This is a genomic window from Nocardia sp. 348MFTsu5.1 (genome assembly GCF_000383535.1).
Taxonomy (GTDB): Bacteria; Actinomycetota; Actinomycetes; order Mycobacteriales; family Mycobacteriaceae; genus Williamsia; species Williamsia faeni.
In genome coordinates this window covers 177,545-189,505 of sequence record NZ_KB911510.1, presented here as the reverse complement: position 1 = coordinate 189,505, position 11,961 = coordinate 177,545, and the positions used below count along the sequence as shown (strand labels likewise).

The following is an 11,961-nucleotide window of genomic DNA, read 5'->3' as shown; positions in this document are numbered from 1 at the left end:
GGTCGATGTGGTGGGGGTGGGCGGCGAGATCAGATGATCTTCTGGCCGACCAGGTACTCGGCGACCTTCGTGCCGCCGTCACCCTCATCGACGACCTTTTCGCCGGCGGTCTTCGCAGGCTTCGGGGTCGAGGTGGTGACCGTCGAACCGGCGTTGGCCAGACCGACTTCTTCGGGTTCTACGCCGATGTCTGCAAGCGAGAGAACCTGAACCTCTTTCTTCTTCGCTGCCATGATGCCCTTGAAGGACGGGAAGCGGGGTTCGTTGATCTTCTCGCCGACGCTGACGATCGCCGGAAGCGCCGACTCCAGGTGGAAGATGCCGTCGTCGGTCTCGCGCTCACCGATCAGCTTCTCGCCGTCGACGGTCAGCTTGCGCAGGTGGGTCAGGTGCGGCAGTTCGAGGTACTCGGCGATGATCGCGGGCACAGCGCCGACGCGGCCGTCGGTGGCCTCGTTACCGGCGATGACCAGCTCGACGCCTTCGACGGTGCCCAGTGCGCGGGCGAGAACCCATGCGGTCTGGATGGCATCGCTGCCGTGCATCGCGTCATCGAGGACGTGGATCGCCTTGTCGGCACCCATCGACAGAGCCTTACGGATCGCGTCGGTGGTCCGGGCGGGGCCGACGGCGAGCACGGTCACTTCACCGCCGTTTGCTTCCTTGATCTGAAGAGCCTCTTCGACAGCCTTCTCGTTGATCTCGTCGAGCACGGCGTCGGCTGCTTCACGGTCGAGGGTGTAATCACCGTCGCTGAGCTTGCGCTCGGAGTAGGTGTCAGGGACCTGCTTGATCAGTACGACAATATTTGTCATGGGTCTACGTCGACCTCCTGCGTAGGGTTCTGGACAACTTACCCGTCGGTAAGTACTCCTGGTTCTGTACCACCTTAGCGCGCACCAACTGCAGGTCTAGCACCCGATTCTCGTCACAATGACCTCCGTCACATTCCGGCCGCCAGGAACGATCCCCGACGAGAATCTGAACTCCGGTTCCAAGTCGGCCTTCAGGTCCGACTCCGCGACCACTAGGCTCCCCTAAATGGCCAACCGCACGCGTGGATCACACGACACCATCAGCCAACCTGATCTGGGTGATTCCGTGCCGCCCACGCTTGCCCTGACCGGCGAACGAACGGTCCCGGGGATCGCCGAGGAGAATTACTGGTTCCGCCGCCACGAGGTGGCCTACGAGTACATCCTCGAGCGCTGCCGGGGCAAGGACGTGCTCGAAGCCGGGTCGGGCGAGGGCTACGGCGCCGATCTGATCTCGACCGTGGCCACCGGGGTCACCTGTGTCGACTACGACCTCTCTGCGGTCGAACACACCCGCGCCCGCTATCCCCGGCTGACCATCCATCAGGCCAACCTGATCGACCTGCCGCTCGCGGACGAATCCGTCGACCTGGTCGTGAACTTCCAGGTGATCGAACATCTCTGGGACCAGCCCGCCTTTGTGGCCGAATGCCTGCGCGTCCTGCGAAGCGGCGGCGAACTGCTCATCTCGACGCCCAACCGGATCACGTTCTCCCCCGGCCGCGACACCCCGCTCAATCCCTTCCACACCCGGGAACTCAATCCTGGCGAGCTGCGGGAGTTGCTGGAGGACGCCGGCTTCGCGGTCACGGACGCGCTCGGTGTCTTCCACGGTGCCGGGATGCAGGCCCTCGACAGCAAGTGGGGCGGTTCGTTCATCGACGCACAAATCGAACGTGCCCTCTCCGAAGAACCCTGGCCTGCGGAACTGACGGACGACGTCGCGGGTGTCGCGACGGCCGACTTCGACATCACCGGTACCGATCTCGACGCGAGCCTCGACCTGCTGTTCGTCGCGGTGAAGCCTTGAGCGACAAGGCGAGCCCGGTACCGGGCATGTTCACCCTGGTGCTGCATTCTCATCTGCCCTGGCTGGCCAACCACGGTCGCTGGCCGGTCGGCGAGGAATGGCTGTATCAATCGTGGGCCGCGTCCTACCAACCGGTATTCGCCGCGCTGCGCCGACTGGCCGCCGACGGCTTCACCAACCAGCTGTCGCTGGGCATCACACCGGTCCTGGCCGCACAACTCGACGATCCCCACTGCCTGACGTCGATGTACGAGTGGCTCGCCGATTGGCAGCTCCGCGGTGCCGAGGCCGCCATCAGCCGCGAAGACACCGGCAGCACCGCGCGTCCGACGTCGTCGATCAACGAGCTCGGAACCCGTGAATACCGCGCTGCCGCGGCCGCATTGAGCGACTTCGAAAAACATTGGCGCCATGGCGGATCCGCACTGATCCGGTCCATGGTCGATTCCGGCACAATCGAATTGCTGGGCGGACCGCTGGCCCATCCGTTCGCGCCCCTCCTCGATCCCCGACTGCGCGACTTCTCGCTCCGCGAAGGCCTGTACGACGCCGAGGCGCGGTTCAGCACCCGCCCACAAGGGATCTGGGCGCCGGAATGCGCATATGCACCGGGGATGGAGTCGGACTACGAGGCCGCCGGGGTCCGGCACTTCATGGTCGACGGACCCGCCCTGCACGGCGACACCAGCCTCGGCCGCACCGTCGGAACGAGCGACGTGGTGGCCTTCGGCCGCGACCTGCAGGTCTCCTACCGGGTGTGGTCGCCCAAATCCGGCTACCCCGGTCACAGCGCCTACCGCGACTTCCATACCTACGACCATCAATTCGGGCTCAAGCCGGCTCGCGTCACCGGGCGCACCGTCTCCGGCGCGGACAAGAAGCCGTACGAACCGGCCCGTGCGCAGGCCGCCCTGCAAGGCCACGTCGACGACTTCATCACCAGCGTCCGGGACCGCCTGATCAGCGAGAGCGAACGCATCGGGCGCCCGGCACATGTGGTCGCCGCGTTCGACACCGAACTGTTCGGGCATTGGTGGCACGAAGGTCCGCAATGGCTCGAAGCAGTCTTGCGCGCCCTGCCCGAAGCCGGCATCACTGTCGGAACGCTGCAGACCGCACGCGACGAGGGCTACGTGGGCAACCCCGTGGAGTTGAGCGAATCGTCCTGGGGTTCGGGCAAGGACTGGCGGGTCTGGAACGGTCCCGTCGTCGACGATCTGGTCCAGATCAACGCCGAGGTGGTGTCGGCGGCGCTGGCCACCGTCCAGAAGCGACGGGATCAGCAACCCGTGCGCGACCACGTCAGCGATCAGATCCTGCGCGAAACCCTGATGACGCTCTCGTCGGACTGGCCCTTCATGGTGTCGAAGGAGACCGCGGCAGACTATGCGCGGAATCGCCTCTACACCCATGCCCATGCGACGAGGGAAATCTGCGATGCCGCCGACCGGGGGCGGGAATCCGTCGCGGCACAGCTGGCTGCGCAGTGGAATCGGGCGGATAATCTGTTCCCGGGGCTCGATGCACGGCGGCTGACTTTTCTCGACGCAGTCGATCGACCGTGACGGGGCGGGAATCACTATGAGTTCGACCGAGATTCGAATGGTGGGGGCGCTATGAAGGTTCTGATCGTGTCGTGGGAATACCCACCGGTGGTCGTCGGCGGACTGGGTCGGCATGTCCACCATCTCGCCGTCGAACTCTCGCGCGCCGGACACGACGTGGTGGTGCTGTCGCGGCAACCCGGGGGCACTGACGGCCTGACCCATCCCGGCACCGACGCGCAGGACGAGGGCGTGCGCGTGATCGCCGCGGCCGAGGACCCACCGCACTTCGTGTTCGGCGACGACATGATGGCCTGGACCCTCGCGATGGGACATTCCATGCTCCGCGCCGGCCTCAAACTCGGCGACTCGAAAAACCTTGGCGCGCAGGGTCCGTGGATTCCCGACGTCGTCCATGCCCACGACTGGCTGGTCGCCCACCCGGCGATCGCACTGGCCGAGCACTTCGACGTGCCACTGGTCAGCACCATCCACGCCACCGAGGCCGGTCGCCACAGCGGATGGGTCAGCGGGCGCGTGAATCGGCAGGTGCATTCCGTCGAATGGTGGCTCGCCGCCGAATCCGACGCGCTGATCGCCTGCTCCCAATCGATGCACGACGAGGTGAACCGGCTGTTCGGTCCGGAACTCGCCGAGATCCACACCATCAACAACGGCATCGACGTCGAGACCTGGCCGTTCGCACTGCGCACCCCTCACCCCGGGCCGCCGAATCTGCTCTACGCCGGCCGCCTCGAATACGAGAAAGGCCTGCAGGACGCGATTGCCGCGCTGGCCCGCATCCGCCGGACCTTCCCCGGCGCCACACTCACCGTCGCCGGCGAGGGCACACAGCTGGACTGGCTACAGGAGATTGCTCGGAAACACCGTGTGTCACGGGCGATCCGTTGGGTCGGCAGCGTGGACCGCGTCGGCCTGACAACGCTGATGCACGCCTGTGACGCGATCGTGCTGCCGAGCCGGTACGAACCGTTCGGACTGGTCGCCCTCGAGGCCGCCGCCACCGGTATCCCACTGGTGACCTCCACCGCCGGCGGTCTCGGCGAGGCCGTCACCGACGGTGTGACCGGCCTGAGTTTTGCGCCCGCAGATGTGACCGGCCTGACGGCGGCGATCCGCGGCGTCCTCGGCGATCCGGTTGCCGCACAACAACGTGCCGTCGCCGCCCGGGACCGGGTGACCGACGGCTTTGCCTGGAACCAGGTCGCCGAACGAACCGCCGGGGTGTATATCGCTGCCAAACGCCGCATCCGGCGCCCGATGGGACGTCCGGGCATCGTCGAACGCCCACTGCCCGACCGCGACCCCGCGGTACCGGTGGCCGTCGTGCTGCCTGCCGAATAGGCCGGCCGGCGGGTTCTCTGCGGCAGGCCTGCGGTCTACCTCTTCCGCGCTGCGTCCCTATTCGCCTGCGCGGCAGCCTTTTTGCGTTCGATATCGGCCAGGGCGCGCTCGAGTTCGGCGCGCTCCTCGGCATTGGAGGCCCAGTCGTCCTTGCGGTTTTTCACCACGCGGGCCGGTGATCCGACCGCGATCGAGAAGTCTCCGATGGTGCCCTTCACCACGGCGTGCGCCCCCAGGACACAGCCCCGTCCGACGATCGTGTTGCGCAGCACCGAGACCTTGGTCGCGATCCAGGTGTCCGGGCCGACCCGGACCGGGCCCTTCACGATGCCCTGGTCTTTGATCGCCACGGTGATGTCGTCCATCTTGTGGTCGAAATCGCAGATATAGCACCAGTCGGCGATCAGCGTGGAGGCGCCGATCTCGATGTCGAGGTAGGCGTTCACCACATTGTTCTGACCGAAGACGACCTTGTCCCCGATCCGCAGCGAACCCTCGTGGCAACGGATCGAGTTGCCGTCGCCGATGTGAACCCAGCGACCGATCTCCATCCGCGCGAGCTCGGGCGTGGAATGGATCTCGACGTTCTTGCCGAGGAACACCATGCCCCGCAGGATGATGTGCGGATTGGCCAGCTTGAACCGGGCCAACCGGTAGTAGCGGACCAGGTACCAAGGGGTATACGCCCTGTTCTGCATCACCCAGCGCAGCGAATCCCGGGTGAGGAAGCGTGCCTGACCCTGATCGCCGCGCAGGCCTGCCCGCCAGCGGCGACGCAGTGGCGCATTCCACATGCTCGTCATGGCTACGAAGACTAACGTCGGCGCCCGAACGCGCGACACCCGCCCGAAAGAATGGGGTGTGCGGACGCCGATACCCGGTGGCACGGGTCTCTCACGATAGGCTCAGGCCCGATCAAGGCGAAGGGAAAACACGGGTCAGATGAGTTGTACGGGAGACGCAGCGAAGCGGAGCTCGACCAGGAGCGGGCCTGCGCGTTGGGCTGCCGCGGTGATGTTGACGCTTATCGCTGTCCTGTTGAGCTCCTGCTCGGACGGTGTCGACGATGTGCGGTCCGACTCCAGTGCAGGCTGGCCGAGTTATGGCGGTAACGCGGAGAACTCCAACTTCACCGACGCCACGGTCAAAAGCGACCTGACGTTGTCGTGGTCGCGGCCGGTGGGTGGTGAGATCAGCGCTCCCCTGACGGTCTCCGGGCGCTCCAATGTCAATGTCACCGCTACCACCGGCGGGGGATGCAACATCTTCCAGTTCGACGATCTCGCCGGCCGGAAGAACTTCTGCAAGTACTTCGGTGACGGTGTCGCGCTGAACTCGATGCTGGTCGATCAATACGAGAACTCGTACATCGGCCAGGCCGGAACCTTTTACGGCCTCAACGGCGGCGGCGACACCCGGTGGCGCTTCGGCGTGGTCGGTGTCCCGGTGTCGGCCAAGTTCGCCGGCCCCGGATCGGTGCTGATGGTCACTCACCTCGGGCAGATCCTGCTGTTCGACTCGCAGTCCGGCAAACTGCAGGCCCCCGGGATCGCTCTGCGTCCGGGTGCCGACCCCACCAAACCACTCGAAGGTCTCGGTGACTGCGTGACAGGCGGGCCCGCATGTCCGGTGCAGGCCCCACCCGCCGTCGACGACAACCGCGAGCGTTTCTACCTCAACTACTGGCCGCAGGGCGAGATCGCTTCCGGTGTACGAGCTTTCGACTACGGCAGACAAGGTGACAGTCGCTCCATCCGGGAGGCCTGGAGCACCGAGATCCCCGGCGGTGTCATCGGACCGCCGACGCTGTCGAGCGACCGCAAAACGCTGTATGTGTTCAACCGTCTCGGCAGCATCTATGCGCTGGACGCCGACACCGGTGAACGCAAATGGGACTACTCGGTCGGCAATTTCGGCTTCGCCACGATGACCGTGGCGCCGGACGGCACGTTCATCCCGACCGGTCTGCTGGGCTCACCGGTCCGCGCCTTCCGAGACGAAGGCGACAAGGCGGTTCCGGTGTGGGAACGCACCGATCTGCGGTCCGTCAGTCTCGCAACGCTGACCGACTCCGGGACCGCGTGGACCGTGGTCCGCGAACCGGGCGAAGACAACCTCACGCTGACCGAACTCGATTCCGGCGACGGCACCACCAAACGCACCCTGGAGATGCCCGGCGCGCTCGGGTTCACCACCGGCGTTGCCGTGTCCGGGTCGGGACAGGTCGCCGTGGCCACCCATCTCGGCGAGGTCTACTTTTTCGACTCTCCCAAGAACTGACCCACCACCCCCGCAAACGAGCCATTTTTACGAAGACGAGCCGGAAGTATGTGGCTCGTCTTTGCATAAGTGGCTCGTTTGTGGGTGGTTCAGGTGCGGCGGGCTCCGGCCTCGCAGATGAACATGACGCCGCGTCGGCCGATGCGGGTGATCACCACCGCCAGCGACCGGGAACCCTTGAGTTTCAGCCGTTTACGCAACGCATCGGGGTCGGTGTCGATACCGCGGACGAGAATCTCCACTGCGCCGCAGTCGAGTTCGGCCAGTCGGCGCTTGAGTTGCTTCTCCGAGTACACCAGCTGCTCCAGCACTCGCCATCCCCGCTCCCCGACCGGTAGTTCGTCGCCGCTGAGGTAAGCGATCTGGGGATCGAGCTGCCACAGACCGTGGGCTTTGGCATAGTGCCGCACCAGACCTGCGCGAACCACCGCGCCGTCGGGGTCCATGATCCAGGTGCCGGCATCGTCGACAGCGGCACTGTCATCGGCCGCGTCGGTGATCTCGTAGGTCGTGTTGGTTCCGGTCCGGATCACGGTGGCCCGCCGCGTCACACCGGGCGTCGGCTCCGACCACAGACAGACTTCGCGGACTCCCCCGTCGAGCGAAACCACCTGCACCTCGCCGGTGAATCCGTGGCGCTCACGCAGAAGTGTGTAGTCGAGGCCGGGTGCCGATTTCATCACCAGGGGCCGGCCGGCATAGACGTCGAGTACGTCGAGCAGCGGCGGCTCGGTGTCATCCATCCGAAAGGTGCGGCGGCCCCCACTGCGACGGGCGGGGTCGGCGATGAACACATCGGCATCGCTGCTGGGCACCAGGGCATCGGCCCGGCTCACCGCCGCTTCGGGGACGTTGTGCTGCGCCATCGCCAGTCGTACCTCGTCGAGGTCGCTGCCGATGACATCACCGAGTCCGCGGGTTCGCGCCAGTGCGGCGAGGTCCGCGCCGATGGAACAGGTGACGTCGTGGACGGTGGCCCCCGGGTACCGGGCAGCGAGTTCGGCCGCTCGATGATCGGCCACCGGATAGGCGGTGGCCTGCTGCAGTGCATCCGCGGTCAGCAGCAGGCGCTCGGGATCTCGAAGTTTGCCCACCGCTTTGCGCCGGCAGGTCACGGTCTCGACCAACGCGGCCTGATGGGGCGAATACCCCTTCGCCAGCTTCTCGATATCACCGAGCATCGTGTCCGGTTGCAGCGCAAGCGAATCAGCGAACGCCAGGGCGCTGCGACCGGCATCGGACCGCAGATACGCAACGTCGTCGATCGAGAAGTCGTAGCCCACGGGTATAACTGTAACGATGTCGAATTCGAGGAGATCGTGACCAGCACATCTCGGGGCACGGGAATCCTGGCGGTCGTGATCGCGGCTGTGGTCGGAGGAGTCGCCTGTACGGGAACACTCGACACCGCCGTATCAACCCCGCCCTCGGCCACCGGGCAACTCACCACCCCACCGGAAGCCGTTGCACACCCCTCGGATGATTTCGACGCTGCTCGTACCCAATTGGAGGGTCTCGCCGTCAAGGGCCGGGCACCGAAGACCGGCTACTCCCGCGACGAGTTCGGCCAGTCCTGGACCGACGACGTGAACGTCGAATACGGCCACAACGGGTGCGATACGCGCAACGACATCCTGCGCCGCGACCTCACCGTCGTCACGTACAAACCCGGCACCCGCGACTGTGTGGTGGTCACCGGCGTGCTCGCCGATCCGTACTCGGGCAAGACGATTGACTTCGTCCGGGGCGAAAAGACCTCTACCGCAGTGCAGATCGATCATGTCGTGGCGATGTCGGATGCCTGGCAGAAGGGCGCCGCGCAATGGGATGTGCTCAAGCGAACCGATTTCGCCAACGATCCGATCAACTTGCAGGCCGTGGACGGGCCGACAAATCAACAGAAGAGCGACGGCGACGCCGCCACCTGGCTACCGCCGAACAAGGCCTACCGGTGCACGTACATCGCCCGCCAGATCGACGTGAAGGCCCGATACGAAATCTGGGTCACCGCAGCCGAAAAGAACGCGATGACCCAGATCCTGGCCGCCTGCTAACCCGAAATTGGTGGGTTTTGGTGACCGCGACCTGCGCGTTCACTCGCCAGAACCCACCAATTTCGGCAGCTACTGCGGCTTGGTGCCGGTGATGATCACGTTGTAGAAGTACTTCGGCGGCACCACTTTCCGCAGGATGTTCTCGTCCACCCAGGTGAGACTTCGCCAGCCACCGAACGCGAAACGGGCCCAGTTCCAGCCCAGCTTCCCCGGGGGAACAGCCGCCTCGAAGGTACGCACCGGCCATCCGAGCATCGCGGCGGCAAACTCTTCGGTTGCCGATTTCACGTTGACCGCACCGGCCGACTTCGACATCTCTTCGAGGTCGCTCGGATCAAAGGTGTGGATGTCGACGACCGCTTCGAGTGCTGCGGCCCGCGACGACTCGTCGAGCTCGGCCTGCGGTCGACGCCAACTCTGCAGCGGTCCGAACCTGGTGACAGTGGTGGTCGCGGCCCAGGTCGCCCGGGACAACCACCGCGCGTAGAAGTCACCGATGGTCGACGGTTCACCGGCGAAGATGAACCGGCCGCCCGGCTTGAGCACCCGGATGACCTCACGCAGCGACTTCTCGACGTCCGGGATGTGGTGCAGCACAGCGTGCCCGACCACAAGATCAAACGTGTTGTCGTCGTACGGGATGGTCTCCGCGTCGGCGACGCGGCCGTCGACGTCCAGACCGAGGTGCTCGGCATTGCGCAGCGCGACCTTGACCATGCCCGGCGAGAGGTCGGTGACCGACCCCTTCTTCGCGATACCGCCCTGCATCAGGTTCAGCAGGAAGAATCCGGTACCGCAACCCAATTCGAGCGCTCGCTCATACGGCAGCGGCTGGCCACCGGCGACCGCGTCGAATCGGCCTCGGGCGTAGTCGATGCAACGTTCGTCATAGCTGATCGACCATTTGTCGTCGTAGGACTCGGCTTCCCAGTCGTGGTAGAGCACCTGGGCGAGCTTGCTGTCCTGCAGTGCTGCCTGTACCTCGTCCGCGGTGGCGTGCGGATTGGGCGCTGGATCGTTGGGAGACGAAGTCATGTGTTCTACAACCACTTTCGCATTGAGGTGATTACTTGCCGACGAACTTTGCTTTGCCTGGCCCGTTCTCGATGAACGAGGCCATTCCGATCTTGCGGTCCTCGGTGGCGAACAGCGCGGCGAAGACATGCTCTTCGATCTTCAGGCCAGTCGCCAGGTCGACGTCCAGGCCTTCGTCGATGGCTGCCTTGGCGGCGGCGATCGCCACACCGGCGGCACCACTGAACTGCGAGGCCCACTTGAGCGCGGCGTTGTACACCTCGTCCGGTGCGACGACCTCGTCGACCAGTCCGATCTGAAGGGCTTCCGCGGCACCGACAAAACGTCCGGTGAAGACCAGGTCCTTGGCCTTGGCCGGACCGATCAGACGTGCGAGGCGTTGTGTGCCACCGCCGCCGGGGATCACGCCGAGCAACACCTCGGGCACACCGAGCTTGGCATTGTCACCGGCGATACGGCGGTCTGCGCCGAGCGCCACTTCGAGTCCCCCGCCGAGCGCGTAGCCGGTGATGGCCGCGACCGTGGGCTTCGGGATGGTCGAGATCGAGCCGATGTCGCGCTGCAGCCGGCCGGCCACCTTGCGCATCTCGGCGTATTCCATGTCGTTCATCTCTTTGATGTCGGCGCCGGCCGCGAGGACCTTCGGGCCGCCGTAGACAACCACGGATTTGATGTCATCGCGGAGAGTCGCCTCACGGGCGGCCTCGGCCAATTCGGTCTGGACCTGGCGGCTCAGCGCGTTCATCGGCGGGCGATTCAGAAGGATGGTTCCGACCCCGGGAAAGTCCTCAGAGGTCTGCAACGATACGAACTCAGGCATGCCGAGCAGGCTACCGGGTCCAGCCCCGATACCCTACTGTCGGGTAATGGCAACAAGCTCGCATGGCGAGCCGGTCGAAGTCCAGGTCGGCCAGCGCCTCGTCCGCGTCTCGAGTCCACAGCGTGTGTACTTCCCGGCCCGCGGCGAAACGAAGCTCGATCTTGTCCACTATTACCTCTCGGTGGGCGACGGGATCGTCCGGGCGCTGCGAGACCGGCCGACCATGCTGCACCGATTTCCCAAGGGAGTCACCGGTCAGAAGGTCCACCAGAAACGCATCCCCGCGGGCGCTCCGGACTGGCTCGAAACCGTCAACATCTACTTCCCTCGATTCGGCCGGACCGCCGACGAGGTCTGCGTCACCGAACTCGGCAGTGTTATCTGGGCGGTGCAGATGTCGACCGTCGAGTTCCACCCATGGAACTCACGCCGCTTCGACACCGAGAAACCCGACGAGTGGCGGATCGACCTCGATCCGATGCCCGACTGTCCGTTCGACCAGGTCCGCCGGAGCGCCCACGTCGCGCACGAGGTGCTTGACGAACTCGGTATCCGCGGCTATCCCAAGACATCCGGCGGTTCGGGGCTGCACATCTACGTCCGGATCGAACCCGAATGGGGTTTCGCCGATGTCCGACGGGCCGCCCACGCCTTTGCCCGCGAGGTCGAGCGACGCGCGCCGTCCGAGGTGACCACCACGTGGTGGCGCAAAGACCGCGACCCGACAACCGTTTTCGTCGACTACAACCAGAACACCCGCGACCACACGATCGCCAGTGCCTACTCGGTACGGGGTAATCCCGAGGCGACAGTCTCGACACCGATCACGTGGGACGAGATCGACGACGTCGAACCCCGGGAGTTCACGATTGCCACGGTGCCGGCGCGGTTCGCCGAACTCGGCGATCTCCACAGCGAGATAGACGACAAGGCATTCCGTCTGGACACGCTCCTGGAGTGGGCAGACCGCGATGAACGCGAAGGCGCCGAACCCACACCCGACCCCGACTGACCGACG

Annotated in this window: 11 protein-coding genes; 6 read left to right on the top strand and 5 right to left on the bottom strand. The window is 65.3% G+C overall.

Features of this window, described 5'->3' with window-relative positions; all coding sequences use genetic code 11:
• Positions 1-29: 29 nt before the first annotated feature.
• Positions 30-815: an electron transfer flavoprotein subunit beta/FixA family protein gene (locus H290_RS0104175; protein ID WP_020105512.1), complete on the bottom strand. Its 786-nt coding sequence runs from the start codon at positions 813-815 to the stop codon at positions 30-32.
• Positions 816-1,041: 226 nt separating this feature from the next.
• On the opposite strand from H290_RS0104175, the gene H290_RS0104165 reads away from it, so the two are divergent.
• Genes H290_RS0104165 through H290_RS0104155 form a run of 3 tightly spaced genes read left to right on the top strand, consistent with a single transcriptional unit; the run spans position 1,042 to position 4,754 of the window.
• Entirely contained in the window at positions 1,042-1,845 is an 804-nt protein-coding gene (locus tag H290_RS0104165; protein ID WP_020105510.1) for a bifunctional 2-polyprenyl-6-hydroxyphenol methylase/3-demethylubiquinol 3-O-methyltransferase UbiG, read from the top strand.
• Between the two features lie 26 nt (positions 1,846-1,871).
• Entirely contained in the window at positions 1,872-3,410 is a 1,539-nt protein-coding gene (locus H290_RS0104160; RefSeq protein WP_051121875.1) for a glycoside hydrolase family 57 protein, read from the top strand.
• Positions 3,411-3,461: 51 nt separating this feature from the next.
• The gene (locus H290_RS0104155) at positions 3,462-4,754 is read left to right on the top strand and encodes a glycosyltransferase family 4 protein (RefSeq protein ID WP_020105508.1); all 1,293 of its coding nucleotides are present in this window, start codon (positions 3,462-3,464) and stop codon (positions 4,752-4,754) included.
• Positions 4,755-4,789: 35 nt separating this feature from the next.
• Here the strand turns inward: H290_RS0104155 and H290_RS0104145 are convergent, their stop codons facing one another.
• The gene (locus tag H290_RS0104145) at positions 4,790-5,557 is read right to left on the bottom strand and encodes an acyltransferase (protein WP_020105507.1); all 768 of its coding nucleotides are present in this window, start codon (positions 5,555-5,557) and stop codon (positions 4,790-4,792) included.
• A 211-nt stretch (positions 5,558-5,768) separates the two neighbouring features.
• Here H290_RS0104145 and H290_RS0104140 point away from each other — a divergent pair, with 211 nt between their 5' ends.
• Positions 5,769-7,034, top strand: coding sequence for a PQQ-binding-like beta-propeller repeat protein (locus H290_RS0104140; protein ID WP_020105506.1), 1,266 nt, complete (start codon positions 5,769-5,771; stop codon positions 7,032-7,034).
• An 89-nt stretch (positions 7,035-7,123) separates the two neighbouring features.
• Here H290_RS0104140 and H290_RS0104135 read toward each other — a convergent pair whose 3' ends face one another.
• Entirely contained in the window at positions 7,124-8,317 is a 1,194-nt protein-coding gene (locus tag H290_RS0104135) for a hypothetical protein (protein ID WP_020105505.1), read from the bottom strand.
• 36 nt (positions 8,318-8,353) lie between these two features.
• On the opposite strand from H290_RS0104135, the gene H290_RS0104130 reads away from it, so the two are divergent.
• Entirely contained in the window at positions 8,354-9,088 is a 735-nt protein-coding gene (locus H290_RS0104130; RefSeq protein ID WP_020105504.1) for an HNH endonuclease family protein, read from the top strand.
• 69 nt (positions 9,089-9,157) lie between these two features.
• On the opposite strand, the gene H290_RS0104125 is transcribed toward H290_RS0104130, so the two are convergent.
• Both H290_RS0104125 and H290_RS0104120 read right to left on the bottom strand, forming a co-directional pair.
• Complete coding sequence (locus H290_RS0104125) at positions 9,158-10,123, bottom strand: class I SAM-dependent methyltransferase (RefSeq protein ID WP_020105503.1); 966 nt, start codon at positions 10,121-10,123, stop codon at positions 9,158-9,160.
• Positions 10,124-10,154: 31 nt separating this feature from the next.
• Positions 10,155-10,943, bottom strand: coding sequence for an enoyl-CoA hydratase/isomerase family protein (locus H290_RS0104120; protein WP_020105502.1), 789 nt, complete (start codon positions 10,941-10,943; stop codon positions 10,155-10,157).
• A gap of 46 nt (positions 10,944-10,989) precedes the next feature.
• On the opposite strand from H290_RS0104120, the gene ligD reads away from it, so the two are divergent.
• Positions 10,990-11,955 (top strand): non-homologous end-joining DNA ligase, encoded by a 966-nt coding sequence (ligD, locus tag H290_RS0104115; RefSeq protein ID WP_020105501.1) that lies wholly within the window; start codon positions 10,990-10,992, stop codon positions 11,953-11,955.
• The last annotated feature ends 6 nt before the right edge of the window (positions 11,956-11,961 follow it).

Excerpts from the sequence above, each read along its gene's own strand:
- H290_RS0104175 (WP_020105512.1), bottom strand. The coding sequence starts at position 815 with ATGACAAATATTGTCGTACTGATCAAGCAGGTCCCTGACACCTACTCC.
- H290_RS0104165 (WP_020105510.1), top strand. The coding sequence starts at position 1,042 with ATGGCCAACCGCACGCGTGGATCACACGACACCATCAGCCAACCTGAT.
- H290_RS0104160 (WP_051121875.1), top strand. The coding sequence starts at position 1,872 with ATGTTCACCCTGGTGCTGCATTCTCATCTGCCCTGGCTGGCCAACCAC.
- H290_RS0104155 (WP_020105508.1), top strand. The coding sequence starts at position 3,462 with ATGAAGGTTCTGATCGTGTCGTGGGAATACCCACCGGTGGTCGTCGGC.
- H290_RS0104145 (WP_020105507.1), bottom strand. The coding sequence starts at position 5,557 with ATGACGAGCATGTGGAATGCGCCACTGCGTCGCCGCTGGCGGGCAGGC.
- H290_RS0104140 (WP_020105506.1), top strand. The coding sequence starts at position 5,769 with ATGTTGACGCTTATCGCTGTCCTGTTGAGCTCCTGCTCGGACGGTGTC.
- H290_RS0104125 (WP_020105503.1), bottom strand. The coding sequence starts at position 10,123 with ATGACTTCGTCTCCCAACGATCCAGCGCCCAATCCGCACGCCACCGCG.
- H290_RS0104120 (WP_020105502.1), bottom strand. The coding sequence starts at position 10,943 with ATGCCTGAGTTCGTATCGTTGCAGACCTCTGAGGACTTTCCCGGGGTC.
- ligD (WP_020105501.1), top strand. The coding sequence starts at position 10,990 with ATGGCAACAAGCTCGCATGGCGAGCCGGTCGAAGTCCAGGTCGGCCAG.